Source organism: Pusillimonas sp. (assembly GCF_035515275.1).
GTDB lineage: Bacteria > Pseudomonadota > Gammaproteobacteria > Burkholderiales > Burkholderiaceae_B > Pusillimonas.
Map to the genome: position 1 here is coordinate 1 of NZ_DATJBQ010000075.1, position 16563 is coordinate 16563.

General features: G+C 59.5%; 14 protein-coding genes, 2 tRNA genes and 2 pseudogenes. 9 read left to right on the forward strand and 9 right to left on the reverse strand.

Annotation, left to right across the window (positions count from 1 at the left end; all coding sequences use genetic code 11):
* The coding region (locus VL003_RS05710; protein WP_325440465.1) for a metallophosphoesterase at window positions 1-745 on the forward strand (745 nt) is incomplete at its 5' end.
* 5 nt (window positions 746-750) lie between these two features.
* On the opposite strand, the gene VL003_RS05715 is transcribed toward VL003_RS05710, so the two are convergent.
* A tRNA-Cys gene (locus VL003_RS05715) sits at window positions 751-824 on the reverse strand.
* A gap of 145 nt (window positions 825-969) precedes the next feature.
* Between VL003_RS05715 and VL003_RS05720 the strand changes: the two genes are divergently transcribed.
* The 5 genes from VL003_RS05720 (at window position 970) to VL003_RS05740 (ending at window position 6743) form a co-directional block, all read left to right on the forward strand.
* The gene (locus VL003_RS05720; RefSeq protein WP_325440467.1) at window positions 970-1446 is read left to right on the forward strand and encodes an NADAR family protein; all 477 of its coding nucleotides are present in this window, start codon (window positions 970-972) and stop codon (window positions 1444-1446) included.
* Between the two features lie 138 nt (window positions 1447-1584).
* Window positions 1585-3309, forward strand: a complete 1725-nt coding sequence (locus VL003_RS05725; RefSeq protein WP_325440469.1) for a PHA/PHB synthase family protein — start codon at window positions 1585-1587, stop codon at window positions 3307-3309.
* On the forward strand, window positions 3293-4087 hold the full coding sequence (phbB, locus tag VL003_RS05730; RefSeq protein ID WP_325440471.1) for an acetoacetyl-CoA reductase: 795 nt from the start codon (window positions 3293-3295) through the stop codon (window positions 4085-4087). The genes VL003_RS05725 and phbB overlap by 17 nt, the downstream gene beginning before the upstream one ends.
* Window positions 4088-4095: 8 nt before the next feature.
* Entirely contained in the window at window positions 4096-5517 is a 1422-nt protein-coding gene (locus tag VL003_RS05735) for a bifunctional enoyl-CoA hydratase/phosphate acetyltransferase (protein ID WP_325440473.1), read from the forward strand.
* Window positions 5514-6743: an acetate/propionate family kinase gene (locus tag VL003_RS05740; RefSeq protein ID WP_325440474.1), complete on the forward strand. Its 1230-nt coding sequence runs from the start codon at window positions 5514-5516 to the stop codon at window positions 6741-6743. The genes VL003_RS05735 and VL003_RS05740 overlap by 4 nt, the downstream gene beginning before the upstream one ends.
* A 37-nt stretch (window positions 6744-6780) precedes the next feature.
* Here VL003_RS05740 and thiC read toward each other — a convergent pair.
* The 3 genes and pseudogenes from thiC to VL003_RS05755 form a co-directional block, all read right to left on the reverse strand.
* Window positions 6781-8553: pseudogene (thiC, locus tag VL003_RS05745) on the reverse strand (phosphomethylpyrimidine synthase ThiC); the annotation flags it as partial.
* 227 nt (window positions 8554-8780) lie between these two features.
* Entirely contained in the window at window positions 8781-9836 is a 1056-nt protein-coding gene (locus VL003_RS05750; RefSeq protein WP_325440475.1) for an RNA methyltransferase, read from the reverse strand.
* A 108-nt stretch (window positions 9837-9944) separates the two neighbouring features.
* Window positions 9945-10625, reverse strand: coding sequence for a type 1 glutamine amidotransferase domain-containing protein (locus tag VL003_RS05755; RefSeq protein WP_325440476.1), 681 nt, complete (start codon window positions 10623-10625; stop codon window positions 9945-9947).
* Window positions 10626-10804: 179 nt separating this feature from the next.
* Between VL003_RS05755 and VL003_RS05760 the strand changes: the two genes are divergently transcribed.
* The gene (locus tag VL003_RS05760; RefSeq protein WP_325440477.1) at window positions 10805-11230 is read left to right on the forward strand and encodes a VOC family protein; all 426 of its coding nucleotides are present in this window, start codon (window positions 10805-10807) and stop codon (window positions 11228-11230) included.
* A gap of 117 nt (window positions 11231-11347) precedes the next feature.
* Here the strand turns inward: VL003_RS05760 and VL003_RS05765 are convergent.
* A tRNA-Gly gene (locus tag VL003_RS05765) sits at window positions 11348-11423 on the reverse strand.
* Between the two features lie 282 nt (window positions 11424-11705).
* Here VL003_RS05765 and murB point away from each other — a divergent pair.
* The gene (murB, locus tag VL003_RS05770; protein ID WP_325440478.1) at window positions 11706-12725 is read left to right on the forward strand and encodes a UDP-N-acetylmuramate dehydrogenase; all 1020 of its coding nucleotides are present in this window, start codon (window positions 11706-11708) and stop codon (window positions 12723-12725) included.
* An 86-nt stretch (window positions 12726-12811) separates the two neighbouring features.
* Here the strand turns inward: murB and dapB are convergent, their stop codons facing one another.
* Complete coding sequence (gene dapB / locus VL003_RS05775; RefSeq protein ID WP_325440480.1) at window positions 12812-13603, reverse strand: 4-hydroxy-tetrahydrodipicolinate reductase; 792 nt, start codon at window positions 13601-13603, stop codon at window positions 12812-12814.
* Between the two features lie 12 nt (window positions 13604-13615).
* Window positions 13616-14158, reverse strand: a complete 543-nt coding sequence (locus VL003_RS05780) for an outer membrane protein assembly factor BamE (RefSeq protein ID WP_325440485.1) — start codon at window positions 14156-14158, stop codon at window positions 13616-13618.
* Window positions 14159-14309: 151 nt separating this feature from the next.
* On the opposite strand from VL003_RS05780, the gene fur reads away from it, so the two are divergent.
* Window positions 14310-14738 carry a ferric iron uptake transcriptional regulator gene (gene fur / locus VL003_RS05785; RefSeq protein ID WP_325440482.1) on the forward strand — a complete coding sequence of 143 codons (429 nt, stop codon included), beginning with the start codon at window positions 14310-14312 and terminating at the stop codon, window positions 14736-14738.
* 69 nt (window positions 14739-14807) lie between these two features.
* Here fur and recN read toward each other — a convergent pair whose 3' ends face one another.
* Both recN and ppnK read right to left on the reverse strand, forming a co-directional pair.
* The gene (recN, locus tag VL003_RS05790; protein ID WP_325440483.1) at window positions 14808-16451 is read right to left on the reverse strand and encodes a DNA repair protein RecN; all 1644 of its coding nucleotides are present in this window, start codon (window positions 16449-16451) and stop codon (window positions 14808-14810) included.
* A 5-nt stretch (window positions 16452-16456) separates the two neighbouring features.
* Window positions 16457-16563, reverse strand: a pseudogene (gene ppnK / locus VL003_RS05795) (NAD(+) kinase); the annotation flags it as partial.

The following is a 16563-nucleotide window of genomic DNA, read 5'->3' on the forward strand; positions in this document are numbered from 1 at the left end:
TCTGGCAGCATCTGAAACGGTACCGGTCTCGGGTGTGTTAACCGATGCTACCTTGGGAGCCGTGCTTCAGGCACTGCCCAGCCGTCTGCATAAAGAGCCCGATCTGGTGCTGGCGACCGGCGATATTGCCGACACGGGTCATAGAGCAGCCTACGAACGTTTTCTTAAACATATGCGGCGTTTGCGCTCACCGGTTTACGGGCTGCCCGGAAACCACGACCATGCCGGCACATTTTTCAAAATTTGCAAGGGCATGGCGCCAAAATGGATAGACATTGCGGGCTGGCGTATTGTGCTGCTTGATTCCAGTTTGCCGGGCCAGGACGCGGGGCGACTAAGTAAGCGTGCGCTCGACGGCCTAAGCATGGCGCTAGACGGCACCACGGGTCCGGTATTGGTCGTTGTGCATCACCATCCTGTCCCGGTACATAGTTCATGGCTCGACGAATTCATGCTGATGGATTCGGCGTCTTTTTTTGAATGCATGGCGCCGCACCCACAGGTGCAGGCAGTGCTGTGCGGGCATGTGCATCAAGAGCACGAATACTGGTTTCAGCGTGACGCTAAACGGTACAAGACGGCACTACCGCCCATACAGGTGCTGGCATCGCCTTCTACGGCGTTTCAGTTCGCACCGCGCAGCAAAGAGTTTCAGCTAGATGCCCTGGGCCCCGGCTTTCGCTGGATGCTACTGCACCCGAATGGCAGGCTGGAGACGGGGGTGGAGTACTTGAACAAGATTTGAAATTCTGGAGGCGCAACTCGGAATCGAACCGGGGTACACGGATTTGCAATCCGCTGCATAACCACTCTGCCATTGCGCCGTATCACTTAACCGCTTTGTTCTTAAGGTTTTTATAAGCGTGTTGAGCTAAGCCTGCCATTATACACTATCTAAACTTGCTGCTATTGCAAGCCACAGTCAAAGATACAATCCAAGGTTTCATCCATGCATAGTAGGCGGGCACGATGGGTCAGACCGAATCAACACTGAACGTTTCCAGCACTTCTTCCGACTGGAAGGGCGTGGCCTTATCCAATTTCCAGCTTTCTCCATTTTCCATTGACGGTAAGCTTTTCGCGTCCATCGAAGGCTTCATACAGGGCATCAAGTTTCCCGAAGATGACCCCAGGCGCGAGCAGGCTTTTGTGTCCAGCGGTTGGGACGCAAAGCATCTGGGCGACACGGCTGATCGCAGCGGTGCGTATTGGGAGGGAAAAAAGCTGGCTTATGGTTCAACCGAACACCATGAGCTGATCGCAAAAGCCATTCGCGCGCGTATTGTTCAGAATGCGGGCCTTGCGCAAGTATTGATGTCTACCGCCGGAAGCACCTTGATTCACCGAGTGGGCAACGAGCCCGAGTCGCCCCTTACCTCGCTGCCGGCCACGGTGTTTTGTCGCATTCTTACCGAGCTTCGCGACGAGCTGCTTGCCAAAGCATAAGTTGTTTTTTGCTCGTCGCCGGTTTACCGTTGATTCATGCCATGCTTGGTGTGGGCAACGGAAGGGTTGTCATGGGGCAGGGCGTAAGTGGCTAACATATAAAAAACAATACAACTTGTTGATATATAAGGTGTCTGCTTGAAAAACTCCACGGCTTCAGCGGCTGAGACGCTCGATCCGCTTGTGCATGCAGCCTGGGCGCGCGCCAATGCTTCCTTGTCGCCTATGTCCAGCCTGCTTGCGTGGATAGACTGGGCCTCTCATTTGGCGGTCTCGCCCGGCAAGCGGCTTGATCTATGGCAATTGGCGCTCACCCAGGCAAACGAGCACATCGCCAATCTGGCTCCCCGGCAACAGGGCTCCCAAGACTCATCCACCAAGCCTGATGGGCGCTTTGCGGATCCGGCCTGGGATCAATGGCCGTTTTCTGTTTGGCGCCAACATTTTCTTGACAGCCAGCGGTGGTGGGAGCAAGCAACCCAAGGCGTCAAGGGGGTTGATCCGCACCATCAGAATTTGGTGGCGTTCTGGGCGCGCCAGTGGCTCGACATGCTTTCGCCCGGCAACCTGCCATTTACCAACCCGGTGGTATGGCGGCGTACCCGCGAGGAAGGGGGTGTGAACCTGATACGCGGGCTGACCTACATGCTTGAAGACATGCAGCGCGTGCTTACCGATCAGCCCCAGCACGGCACCGAGAACTTCGTGGTTGGGCGCGACGTTGCTGTCACGCCCGGCAAGGTCGTGTTCAAGAATGAACTGATGGAGCTGATTCAGTACGCGCCGACCACTGAAACGGTGCATGCTGAGCCGATACTCGTGGTTCCTGCGTGGATCATGAAGTACTACATTCTGGATCTTTCGCCTCATAACTCCCTGATCAAGTACATGGTCGACCAGGGCTATACCGTGTTTTGCATCTCATGGGTCAACCCCGGTCCCGAACTGCGCGACATGGGCATGGACGACTATCTTGAGCTTGGTTTTCGCGCTGCGCTCAATGCCGTCAATGCCATTGTTCCGAATCGCAAGGTGCATGCCACCGGCTATTGTCTGGGCGGCACCTTGCTTGCCAGTGGGGCGGCTGCCATGGCGCGCGACGGCGAAACCGAGCGGTTGGCGTCGCTAACGCTTTTTGCAGCGCAAACCGATTTCAGCGAACCGGGCGAGTTGGGTTTGTTCATTGACGAAAGCCAGGTCACCCTGCTTGAAGCCCAAATGAACCGGGCGGGTTGCTTGCGGGCCGAGCAGATGGCCGGCGCCTTTCAGATGCTGCGCTCTTACGACCTGTTGTGGTCGCGGCTGGTTAACGAGTACCTGCTCGGCGAGCGCCGCTCAATGTTCGACCTTATGGCCTGGAACGCCGATGCCACGCGCATGCCGGCCAAAATGCACTCGCAATACCTGAGGCGCCTGTTTCTTAACGACGAGCTCAGCGAGGGGCGCTATCAGGTAGATGGACGAGCCGTGTCGTTGGGTGATCTGGCCTGGCCGGTATTTGCAGTGGGTACGTTGACCGATCACGTAGCCCCCTGGCGATCTGTCTACAGGCTTAGCCACCTTACCAGCGCCGAGCTTACTTTTGTGCTGACCAGCGGCGGACATAATGCCGGCATCGTCAGCGAACCGGGGCGGCCTCGCCGAAATTACCGAATTCACACGCGTCCCGAAGGCGGGCTGTACCTGCCACCTGAAGAATGGGCCGAGTATGCCGATCACAAAGACGGCTCGTGGTGGCCCGAGTGGGATGCATGGCTAAGCCGGCGTTCCAGTGCGCAGGTCAAGCCGCCCCGCATGGGTGCGCCCAGCAAGGGCTACAAAGTTCTGGGCGACGCGCCGGGTGTTTATGTCACTCAAAAGTAAAAAAGGAGCCCAGGTCGTGACAATTCAACGTACTGCGCTGGTAACCGGCGGGTTTGGCACGCTGGGCTTGGCCATAGCGCGCGCTTTGCAGGATGCCGGCCATAAGGTGCTACTTACTTATTTCCAGGGGCACGGCGACGTTTCCGGCGACTATGCTCAGGGCTGGTTAAAGCAACAAGCCGTCGAAGGCTACGAGTTTGAGGCGTATCCGGTTGATGTGGCAGATTACGCCTCTACCCAGGCGCTGGCCGATCGTCTCCAGGCCGATGGCCACGAGGTGGATATTCTCGTCAACAACGCCGGTATTACCCGCGACGCTACGCTGCGTAAGCTCAGTAAAGAAAACTGGGACGCGGTTTTGCGAACCAACCTGGATTCGGCCTACAACATGACCAAGCCGTTCATCGACGGCCTGCTCGAGCGCGGTTGGGGCCGCATTGTCAACATTTCTTCGGTTAACGGTTCAAAGGGCCAGTTTGGGCAAACCAACTACTCCGCCGCCAAGGCGGGGCTTCACGGGTTTACCAAGTCGTTGGCGCTGGAAGTGGCGCGTAAGGGCATTACCGTCAACACTATTTCGCCGGGGTATCTGAACACGCCCATGGTGGCCGAAGTACCCAAAGACATACTCGAATCGCAGATTATTCCGCAGATTCCCATTGGCCGTCTGGGCGAACCGGCCGAGGTGGCCGACTTGGTCGTGTATGTGGTCAGCGAGAACGCCGCCTTTCTGACCGGCAGCAATTTGGCGATCAATGGTGGCCAGCATTTGTATTGAATAACTGAATGGAAAACTCCTTGAGCAATACGTTTCCAACTGGTTTGTTGCGCAACCGGCCCTTTGACGAAATCTCGATCGCAGACAGCGCAAGCATCGAAAGAACACTAACACCCGAAGACATTCAGCTATTTGCCATACTTTCGGGCGACGTCAACCCGCAGCATATCGACCCTGAGTTTGCGGCCTCTACCGAGCTGAACGACGTCATCGCCCACGGCATGTGGGGCGCAAGCCTTATTTCGGGCGTGCTGGGTACTCGCTTGCCGGGGCCGGGCGCCACGTATCGCGCTCAAACCCTAAGGTTTTGCGCACCCGTGCGGGTGGGCGACACCTTGACCATCAGCGTTACGGTCACCGGCCTTGATCCGGCAACCAAGCAGGTGGTGCTTGCCTGCCGTTGCGTCAACCAGCATGGCCAGACCGCGATTGAGGGCGAAGCCACTGTAATTGCCGCAACCCAGCAGATCGAGCGCGCCAGTGCAACGTTGCCAGAGGTGCGGCTTTACTCCGGTGGAGGCTTGCAGCGCCTGCTCGATCGGGTCAAGAGCCTGGGCACCATTCGCATGGCGGTGGTTCACCCATGCGACCTTCTGAGCCTGTCGGGTGCGCTGGAGGCGCACAGGGCGGGGCTGATCGAGCCTGTGCTGGTGGCGCCCAAGGCCAAACTTTTGGCCACTGCGGCCGACGCCGGGCTGGATATTGCCGGCCTCGAAATCGAAGACGTGCCGCACAGTCATGCGGCGGCCGAGCGTGCCGCGCAAATGGCGGGCAAAGGCGAGGTCGATGCCTTGATGAAAGGCAGCCTTCACACCGATGAACTGCTTAGGGCGGTGTTGAATCCCAAGGCCTGCCTGCGTACCAAGCGGCGTCTTAGCCATTGCTATCTGATGCAGACTCCGGCTTACCCGCGGCCTTTCATTATCAGCGATGCGGCCATCAACATCGCACCGACGCTTGCTGAAAAGGCCGACATCGTTCGCAACGCGATTGAGCTTTCCCATGCCATAGGCGTGGCCGAGCCACGTGTGGCCATTCTGGCGGCGGTGGAAACGGTCAATCCCGACATGCCGGCAACGCTTGATGCGGCAGCCCTATGCAAAATGGCCGAACGAGGCCAGATCACCGGCGCGTTGCTCGACGGCCCCCTGGCGTTCGACAACGCAGTGTCCATTTCTGCCGCACGTGTCAAAGGCATACGGTCGGAAGTGGCCGGTCATGCGGACATTCTGGTGGTGCCCGACCTGGAAAGTGGCAATATGCTGGCCAAGCAGCTTGAGTTCATGGGCGACGCCGCCACCGCTGGGGTTGTGATGGGCGCCAAGGTGCCCATTGTGCTGACCAGCCGCGCTGATTCACGCGAAACACGCATGGCTTCTTGCGCCATTGCGCTGTTGTTGTCGCGTCATTTCCAGACCTCCCCCCCATGACCCCAGCCGACCGTTACGCCACCCAGGGCGACTTGATCCTTGTTCTTAATTGCGGTTCATCCAGCGTCAAGTTCGCGGTGTTTGATGCAGGCCGCACCCCGTTGCCGCGCCGGCCGGTATGGAACGGCAAGGTGCAGGGCATAGGCGACAAGGCGCCCACCTTCGGTGAAACCGGCGTGGATCCGGCGCCGGTTTCGCTGGATGCAAACAAGCCCTACCATGCTGCGCTTCAACACATATTGGCACGGGTTAACGCGCGCCTGGGAGATCGAAAGCTGGCTGCCATCGGTCATCGTGTCGTGCACGGCGGTACCAAGTACTTTCAGCCGGTTCGGGTCGATGCCTCAGTATTGGCCGACCTGAAAAGTTATATACCCCTGGCGCCGCTACACCAGCCGTTTGCCATCGAGGCGATTGAGTCGATACTTGCCTCTAACGCCGGCACGCCTCAGGTTGCCTGCTTCGACACCGCTTTTCACAGCACTTTGCCTGATGTCGAAAAGATGTTGCCGCTGCCGTGGGACGCCTGGCAACGCGGCTTGCGGCGCTATGGTTTTCATGGCCTTTCGTATCATTACATGTCCATCGCCCTGGCCGAGCGCCATGGCGATCTGGCCAGAGGGCGTGTCATTGTGGCGCACCTGGGCAGTGGTGCCAGCCTGTGTGCCATGCAGAACCTTGAAAGCGTGGCAACCACCATGGGTTTTTCGTCGCTCGACGGTCTGATGATGGGTACCCGTACGGGCGCGCTCGACCCGGGAGCCGTGCTGTATCTGATGGAGATCGAAAAGCTCACCCTCGAACAGGTGGGGCAGGTGCTGTATTACGAGTCGGGTTTGCTGGGCGTGTCGGGCCTGTCGTCCGAGCCCAGGGTGCTGCTGCAGGCCGAGTCGCGCACCGACGACACCGGTAAGCGCGCACGCGCCGCACTCGATTTATATGTGCGCCGCATCGTCCGCGAGATCGGTGCCATGGTGTTCGCCATGGGGGGGCTCGATCTATTGGTGTTCACGGCCGGCGTCGGCGAACACAGCGCACCGATTCGAGAACGCATTTGTCGTCAGTTGGGTTTTCTTGGCCTGACCCTGGATGACGCGGCCAACGCGGCTGACGCGCCCGTAATTTCGGCGGCCAATAGCCACGTCGCGGTTGGGGTCGAGCCCACCAACGAAGAGTGGATCGTCGCCCGACAGTGCGTTGATCAATTATTGGGCGGCTTGATGTAGCCGCCCTGCCAGCATATGGAAGGCGCCCTTTTTAATTAGCGTTTTCGTGCACGTCCTGAGTCAGCTTCATGCTGCAAAAGTTCGGCCCACACATCGAGCAGAACCGTGCAGACTTCATTGAGTCCTTGGGTAGGGTCTCGTCATGGAACGCTTGCGCTGTTTCGGGGTCGAGGCCCAGATTGAACTGGTCTTCCCAACGAAACTCAAAGCGTGCCTTCGACAAGGCATTATCGCGAATGGCCGCGCCGGGCGTACCCTTTGCCAGGTCAGCGGCATGCGCGGCGATCTTGTAGGTAATGATGCCTGTCTTCACGTCCTGCTTGTTGGGCAGGCCCAGGTGCTCTTTGGGCGTTACGTAGCAAAGCATGGCCGTGCCGTGCCAGGCGATCATGGCCGCGCCGATACCCGACGTAATATGGTCGTAGCCGGGGGCGATGTCGGTGGTAAGCGGCCCTAAAGTGTAGAAGGGCGCCTCGTGGCAGTGCTCAAGCTGGAGGTCCATGTTTTGCTTGATCAGGTGCATGGGCACGTGGCCGGGGCCTTCGATCATGGTTTGAACGTCGTGCTTCCACGCAATTTGCGTCAGTTCGCCCAGGGTGCGTAACTCGGCGAACTGGGCCTCGTCGTTGGCGTCGTGGCCCGAGCCGGGTCGCAGGCCGTCTCCCAAAGAAAAGCTTACGTCGTAGGCCCGCATAATTTCGCAGATTTCTTCAAAGCGCTCATACAGAAAGCTTTCGCGTCCGTGGGCCTGGCACCACTTTGCCATGATGGATCCGCCGCGTGAAACAATGCCGGTCAGGCGCCGAGTGGTCAGCTCGATGAATTCGCGCCGTACACCGGCATGAATCGTGAAGTAGTCCACGCCTTGCTCGGCCTGTTCCACCAGCGTGTCCCGGAAGATCTCCCACGTCAGAGCCTCGGCATGGCCGTCCACTTTTTCCAGCGCCTGGTAAATCGGCACCGTCCCGATGGGTACCGGCGAGTTGCGCAGTATCCATTCGCGGGTTTCGTGGATGTTTTTTCCGGTCGACAGATCCATAACCGTATCACCGCCCCAGCGTGTCGCCCAGGTCATCTTCTCGACCTCTTCCTGAATGCTGGACCCCAGGGCCGAGTTGCCGATGTTGGCATTGACCTTCACCAGGAAGTTGCGGCCGATGATCATCGGTTCTGATTCCGGGTGATTGATGTTGGCGGGAATGATCGCTCGGCCGCGCGCCACTTCGTCGCGAACGAATTCCGGCGTAACCGAAGGTGGAATGGCGGCGCCGAATGATTGCCCCTCGTGCTGGCGCAGCAGGCGTTGCGCGGCGCGCTCGCCTTCCGGGCCGGCAGCCGCCAGGGCGGCAATGTATTGCTCGCGGCGCAAGTTTTCCCGTATGGCCACAAACTCCATCTCGGGGGTGACTATGCCGCGACGCGCATAGTGCATCTGCGTCACGCACTGTCCAGGCAGCGCGCGACGAGGCGGCCTGGTGCGAGTAAACCGTATGGCGTCCAGGCGTTCGTCGCTTTCGCGTTGCCGGCCATATTGGCTGCTGATGCCGTCGAGCCTGGCGGTATCGCCGCGTTCCGCGATCCATTGCTCACGCAGGGGCGGCAGGCCTTGGGTCAGGTCTATCGTCACATTCGGGTCGGTGTACGGCCCGCTGGTGTCGTATACCGTAATCGGCGGGTTGGGCTGGCCGCCCAGCGCAGCAGGGGTGTCGTCTTGCGAAATCTCGCGAAACGGCACTTTCAGATCGGGCCTGGACCCGGTCTGATAAACCTTGCGGGAACGGGGCAGGTGCGTGAGGTCGGCGCAGGTCATGGCCGTATCACGGGCGGGAAAGATGGTGTGGGTTTTCAAAGGTGAGCTCCAAAAGGGTTATGGAGCCGATAGGGATCTATCTCGTGAAGCTGACGACGCGAAGTCGATTGAAGAATAACGAGCACGCTCCCAGCATCGGCGTTATCCGTACTGGTACGAAGGGTTTTTCTCAACCCACCGGCCTGTCGACCGGCAAGTACCCCTGCGTGCTGCGTAGTATATCGAAGTTAACTGGTTTCGGGCTTCGTAGTGCGCTTGAGCCGCAGTTCGACCGCGTGCTCTGCGCCAACAGCGCGCGCCCGCAACTGGCCACAGCCGCCGTCCACATCCTGCCCTGCGCTATTCCTCACCTTAGTCAGCACACCACGGCTCTGCAGATAGTGAACGATCTCGCGGATGCGTTCGGAATCGGGGCGCCGGTAGTCATCCCCTTCGAGACTATTGAAGGGAATGACATTGAGCACGCCGTACTTGCCCTTGAGCAGACGCACTGCTGCATCGAGTTCGTCGTCGCCGTCGTTGATGCCTTTGAGCAGTGTCCATTGATACTGGATCGGATAGTCGGTGTCGCGAGCGTATCTCTCGCCAAGTTCGATTAGTTCTTCCGGCGAAATTCTCGGTGCGCGGGGCAGCAGGTGTTCACGCAGTTCGGCTTTGGTCGTGTGCAACGACAGCGCCAGTGCAGGCTTGACGCGTTGTTGCGGCAGGGCTTCGAACACGCGCAGGTCGCCCACGGTGGAGACCACGAGATTCTTGTGGCCGATATTGCCTTCGGTGCCGAGCAGGTCGATTGCTTCCAGCACGTTGTCGAGATTGTGCGCCGGTTCACCCATGCCCATGAAGACGACTTTCTTCACCGCGCGCAGACGCCGCGCCAGCACGACCTGGGCGAGGATTTCCATGCTCGTGACTTGGCGGATCAGGCCGCTCCTGCCGGTCATACAAAAGCGGCATCCGACCGCGCAGCCGACCTGGGTGGAGACGCAGAGCCCGTCGCGCGGCAACAGCACGCTTTCCATCAGCTGCCCGTCAGCGAGTTCGATGAGTAAGCGAGAACCGTCGTTGCTGGCATGTTCGGAGCGGACGCGGGCCAGGCCGTTCAGTTCTGCCGTCAAGGCAGGCACGGCGTCGCGCAGCGCGAGAGGTAGAAAGTGCTCGGAGCTCCGTCGTCGCGTGCCGATGTCGAGCGCTTGCCCTCTTAGCCAGGCGCGCACGACCCGGCCACGATGGACGGGCAGGGCGCCGTGAGCGGCGAGACGTTGGTCGAAGTCGGAGAAGCGCATGGGGGGGCGAATTTTACTCTACGCCTTGGAGCAGGCTGTCGAAGAGTAAATGGTCTAGTTGGCGGGTACCGCCGAGATTTCGAAGGTCGATAATTGCCGCATAGTCTCTTATCCGCCCAGCATCTGCAGCAACGCCTTTGCGGCGGGCTCGGATGATGCTGGATTCTGACCGGTTATGAGTAGGCCGTCGCAGACAACGTACGGCTGCCAGTCACCGCCATTGCTGTAATTGCTGCCGTTCTTTTTCAGCATGTCTTCCACCAGAAACGGCACCACTTTGGTCAGGCCGACGGCCTCTTCCTCGGTATTGGTAAAACCGGTGACCGACTTGCCTTGGACCAACGGTTTACCATCGGCCGACTTTACGTGGCGCAGCACGCCGGGAGCGTGGCATACGGCAGCGACTGGCTTGCCGGCGGCCAGCGTGGCTTCAATCAGCGCGATCGATGTGGCGTCTTCGGCCAGATCCCACAGCGGACCGTGGCCGCCCGGATAGAACACTGCGTCGAAGTCGGCGGCCGAGACATCCTTCAGCTTCTGCGTGCCGGCGAGTACGGCCTGAGCCGCAGGGTCATCCTTGAAACGGCGAGTGGCATCGGTCTGCGCCGATGGGTCGTCGCTGTTCGGATCCAGCGGTGGCTGTCCGCCATGCGGCGAGGCCACTGTGATCTGCGCGCCAGCGTCCTGGAACACGTAGTAAGGCGCGACGAATTCCTCCAGCCAGAAACCCGTTTTCTTGCCGGTGTCGCCCAGCTGATCGTGCGACGTGAGAATCATCAGAATTTTCATGAGGTATCTTATTTGAATGGTGGATGGGGAAGCGAGGGGGCTTGCCGGCGAGGCCTCATGCGCTGGCGACGCGCAGCTTCAGCTTACCAAAGTTGCGGCCGTTGAGCATGCCAATGAATGTAACCGGTGATAGACTTTTATCGACCAAGCTTAATAAGGCACCCAACGGAGTCGACTCCATGAAGCCACGCATTACTGTCATTACTATCGGCGTGACCGATCTTGAAGCTTCATTGCGTTTCTATCGTGATGGGCTGGGTTTTCCCACGCAGGGCATTGTGGGCAAAGAGTTCGAGCATGGGGCTGTTGTGTTTATTGATCTGCAGCCCGGTCTTCGCCTGGCGCTTTGGCCCCGGTCGAGCATCGCCCATGACACCGGCCTTGTCGCCGGCGCTGGTAATCCCACTGAAATGACCTTGGGTCACAACGTGTCGTCAAAAGCTGAAGTTGATGAAGTGATGGCCGAAGCCAAGTCGGCCGGGGCTGTTATTGTCAAACCGGCGCACGATACGTTCTGGGGCGGGTACTCGGGCTACTTCCTTGATCCAGACGGGCACCTATGGGAAGTTGTCTGGAATCCGCAGTGGTCCGAGGCAACCGAATAACGGGCAGCACAGGCCCGAATGCTTACTCGCTAAGCGTAGTCACAACCCCGCCGTACGAAAAAAAAACTGCCAAACGAAAAAAGGCCCAAACAAAAGTTTGGGCCTTTTTAAGGAATTTGGAGCGGGAAACGAGTCTCGAACTCGCGACCTCAACCTTGGCAAGGTTGCGCTCTACCAACTGAGCTATTCCCGCATTTGGTAAGCAAAAGATTATATCTTGCTTTTTTGGCATTTGCAAATCACGTTGGTGTTTGAAACCACCTTGGTGCTTGCCTTGCGCTAGCGCTTGCAACTGCCTTGTGTCTTCCCCGTTACCAGGAAAGAGCGTAACTATAGCATATTTTTTTAAGTGTGCAACTGCGCGCGAAGGGATTCGGGTTGCTTGTTGCTTCGGCTGTGGTGCCGGCGACCATGGAAAGCTGCTTTCGTCGTTTATTATCTTCGACATTCAAACTCTGCTCACTGACATTTCTCAATGCTGTCCATCACCAAAGACGAAAGTCTCGTTTCCTTCAACACCATGGGTCTGCCCAGCAGGGCGGCGGCGCTGGTTCGGTATGTTGATGCCTCGCAGTTGCCGCGGCTCACCGAAACGGTGGGTCAATACCGCAAGGCATTCGTATTGGGGGGCGGCAGCAATGTCATTCTTGAACCTCAGGTATCGGGTTTGGTCGTCAAGGTGGAAACGGCAGGCATCAGGCTGTTGCACGAACAAGGCGATGAGCTGATCGTCGAGGCGCAGGGTGGCGAGAACTGGCATGCGTTTGTCTCGCACTGTGTCGCTCAAGGCTGGTACGGGCTAGAGAACCTTGCGCTGATTCCGGGCACGGTGGGTGCCGCGCCGGTGCAGAACATCGGCGCCTACGGGGTAGAGCTGGATCAGCGTTTCCATAGCCTGTTGGCCTGGAATCTGCGCGAAGGCCGCATGGTGGAAATGGCCCCGGCCGATTGTGGCTTTGCATATCGCGACAGCGTGTTTAAACGTGCCGAGGCGGGGCAGTGGCTGATTGTGGCGCTGCGGCTGCGTTTGTCGCGGGCGTGGCAGCCGGTGCTTGATTATCCGGCGCTGGCCGGGCACCCGTTGGTAAGCGACAGGGCTGCGGTAACGCCGCAGCGGGTGTATGACGCAGTGTGCGATATTCGCCGCAGCAAATTGCCGGATCCGGCCATATTGGGCAATGCAGGCAGTTTCTTCAAGAACCCCGTGGTCAGCGCGGCCGACTATCAGCGCCTTCGTGCAGCGTATCCCTCGGTGGTGGCTTACCCGCAAGAAAGCGGGGCGTACAAGCTGGCGGCGGGCTGGCTGATTGATCAGGCCGGCTGGAAAGGCCGGCGCATGGGGCCCGCGGGGGTGCACGACAAGCAGGCGTTGGTCCTGGTGAATTACGGCGGCGCAACGGCCGACGACATCAATCAACTGGCCCAAAGCGTCCGGAACGACGTTCAGGCGCGCTTTGGCGTATTGCTGGAGCAGGAGCCCGTGGCAGTGCGTTGACCGCGTGTGGTGTCGTTATTGCGTTGCACTGCGTTGGTACCAGGAAACGGATCGGGGCCGTGCAAATGCAGGGCCCCGGTTTCTGTTCAGGTCGACAGCACGTCTTGCATGTCGAACAAGCCAAACTCTTTGCGAGCCAGATAGCGAGCCGCCCGCAGGCTGCCTTGCGCGTAAGTGGCGCGGCTGCTTGAGCGGTGGGTGATCTCAATGCGCTCGCCGTCGCCGCAAAAATACACGGTGTGGTCGCCCACAATATCGCCGCCGCGCACCACCGAAAACCCGATTCGGCCGTTCTCGCGTGCGCCGGTGTGCCCGTGGCGGGCCCAGTCGGCGATGTCGTCGAGCTTTTCGCCCCAGGCGTTGGCCACGGTCTCGCCCATGGCCAGGGCGGTGCCCGAGGGGGCGTCGACCTTGTTGCGGTGATGGGCCTCGAACACTTCGACGTCGTAGCCGTTGTTGAGCAGCTTGGCGGCGACGTCGAGCAGTTTTAACGTGGCGTTGACGCCCACGCTCATGTTAGGCGCAAAAACAATGGCTGTTTTTTGGCCGGCGGCCTGAATGGCCTGCTTGCCGGCTTCGTCGAAACCCGTGGTGCCGATGACGCATTTGACGCCCAGCCCCGCGCACACCTGAAGGTGGTTCAGCGTGCCTTCGGGTCGGGTGAAGTCAATCAGGCAGTCGGCGTCTTTCAGGGCTTCGAGGTTGTCGGTAACCAGCACGCCGGTGTCGCGCCCCAGAAAGGCGCCGGCATCCTGGCCCAGGGCAACGGAGCCGGCGCGGTCAAGCGCCACGGTAAGCTTGAGGTCGTCGGCGCCAAGCACCGCCTCGATCAGCATGCGGCCCATGCGGCCATCGGCGCCTGCTATTGCTATGCGCATGTGATTGATTCCTTAACGTAACGGTTGCGGACCGGGCTCGTTGGGTGTGCTGCCCGATTCAAGCACCGACGGGGTATCGAGCCCCACCGGCGCTGCCTGGACGTCTTCGCTAGACGAAGCCGGCTGAGCCTGATCGCCCGCAGCGGGTTGGCCTGCACCGCTTTGGTCGGCAGGCGTGTCGGTGCCGGGGGTCTGGAACGGCTGGTAGTCGGGTTGCTTGTCGCCTTCCCAACGCACTAGCTGGTCATTCTCGAACCAGACGGTAAAGCGACGCTCTTCGGCCTCGCCGTAGCCCGGCTTGTTGTAGTACGGGTAATCCCAGCGGTTGGCATGGAACACGTCTTTCAGCGTGGGCGTACCCAGTACGTAGCGCACCTGCTCGCGGGTCATGCCTTGCTCAAGGCGCGCCACCTGTTCAGCCGTAACCCAGTTGCCTTGCTGGATGTCGGCGCGGTAGGGGAAACCCCATTTGGTGCTGCCGCAAGCAGATAAGGCCGCTGCCAGAACGCAGACGGCCACGCCGTTGCGCAAATTTAAAGCCAATGGTTTTGCAATCGTCAGCACGAAGCGCCCCTGTTATTCAAGTCGAATAAAACCGTTATCATAAAGGCAGAACAACAAACGCGTCTTAGCGTCCGTCCGGGTGGGTAGCCCTTGCGGGCTCCTGCCGGGTCACCTTCATTTTTCTGCCAGAGCTATTTTATCCATGAACGACCAGAATGAATTGAAGAATATGGGTCTGAAGGCGACGTTCCCGCGCCTGAAGATCCTGGATATTTTTCGTAAAGCCGATCACCGGCACCAAAGCGCAGAAGACGTCTACCGTGCCCTTATCAACGAAGACGTAGACATTGGCCTGGCCACGGTCTACCGTGTGCTGACCCAGTTTGAACAGGCCGGCATATTGGTGCGCAGCCAGTTCGACGGCGGCAAGGCCGTGTTTGAGCTCAACGACGGCGACCATCACGACCACCTGATTTGCACCAATTGCGGCAAGGTGGTTGAGTTTGCCGATTCAGACATTGAAAAGCGCCAGCATAAAATCGCCAAAGATCAGGGGTTTGTGCTTGAAAGCCATACCATGCTGCTTTATGGCATTTGCCCTGATTGCAACCCCAAGGGCAAGGTAGCGTAAGCGGCCGCCCTTACAGCATATACACCCCAAAGGTCGAACGCTCGACCTTTGGGGTGTTTTGTTATGGGCCTACAAGGCAAGCATTTCGCGTGCGTGCTTGCGGGTGGTGTCGGTGATTTTCAGGCCGCCCAGCATACGCGCGATTTCATCGATGCGCCCAGTATCGCCAAGCAACTGAATTTGCGACACCGTGGCGCCCTCGTCGGTGGCCTTGCGAACTTCGTAATGGTGGTTGCCACAGGCCGCCACCTGGGGCAGGTGGGTAACGCACAGCACCTGATGGCGCCCGCCCAGTTCGCGAAGCAGGCGTCCGACCACTTCGGCCACGGCACCGCCCACCCCCGTGTCGACTTCGTCAAAAATAAGCGTGGGCACCTGCGCCGCCTGGCTGGCAATAACCGACAGCGCTAAGGAAAGTCGTGCCAGTTCGCCGCCCGAAGCCACCTTGCCCAGAGGGCGCGGCGTAACGCCCGCGTGGCCGGCAACTAGAAACTCGATGGTTTCGTTGCCATGTGCCGAAGGGGCGGCGCTTTGCAGCGAGACTTCAAAACGGCCCCCTTGCATGGCTAGCGTCTGCATGGCCTCGGTCACCTGAGCGGCCAGTTTGGCTGCCGTCTTTTTGCGGGCCGCGCTTAACTGCTTTGCGTGCTGCTGATAGGCAGCCTGTGCCTGGCGCGCCTGCTCGGCAAGGGCGTCGAGGTTGCCGGCCATGTCGGTTTCGGCCAGTTGTGCCTGCAGGGTTTCAAGCAAGGCCGGAAGCTCGTCGGGTTCGACCTTGAACTGGCGGGCGGCTTCGAACATGGCAGACAGCCTTTGCTCGGCTTGGGCAAGGGAGTCGGGGTCGAGCTCGAGGCGGTCGAGGTAGCTGTTAAGGTCGGAGACGGCTTCGGCGGCGGCAATGCGGGCCGATTCAAGTGCGTCGCAAATGCTTTGCAAGTGGGGGTCGTGCCGCAGCAGGGGGCGTAGTTGATGCGCGGCTGCACTGAGAAAATGCTGTGCCGAGGCTTCGTCGCTGTCGAGCGCCGACAGGGCCTGGGTTGCGCCGTCGAGCAGCGCCTGGGCGTGGGCCAGCCGGCTGTGGTTGGCACTAAGGGTTTGCCATTCGTTCTTGCCGGGGTTCAGGCGTTGAAGCTCTTGAATCTGCCACTGAAGGCGTTCGCGCTCTTGTTGCAGGGTTTCGTGGCTGCTGCGGGCTTTTTCAAGTGTTTTTTCAGCGTGCTGCCATCGCTGCCAGGCCTGCTGGGTTTCGTGGGCGCATTGGTGGTGCCCCCCCTGGGCGTCGAGCATGTCGCGCTGGCTGGCGGGTTTGGAGAGGCTCTGGTGGGCGTGTTGGCCGTGAATATCGACCAGGGCTTCGCCCCACTGGCGTAATTGTGTCAGTGTTGCCGGAATGCCGTTGATATAGGCGCGGCTGCGCCCCTGGTTGTCGATGACCCGGCGCAGCACCAAGGGGTCTTCGGGGTCGAGGTCTTGCTCAGCCAGGGCTTGGCCGAGTTCGGGGGGAACCTCGAACACGGCGCTGATGTCGGTGCGCGTTGCGCCTTCGCGAATGGCGGCTGCATCGCCGCGTGTGCCTAGCGCCAGCGAAAGGGCGTCGATGAGTATGGATTTTCCGGCGCCGGTTTCACCTGAAAAAACCGTAAAGCCTGAATCAAACTGGATTTCGGCCTGGTCGACGATGACGAAGTCATGGATGTGTAGGCTGCGCAGCATGGGGTTTACTCGATTTCGTCGGTAAGCTGAGGCATGAGGTTCCAGTGCAGTTTGCGCCGGAGCGTTGAAAATATGCTGTAGCCGGCCGGATGCACGAACTGTAACGTGTGAC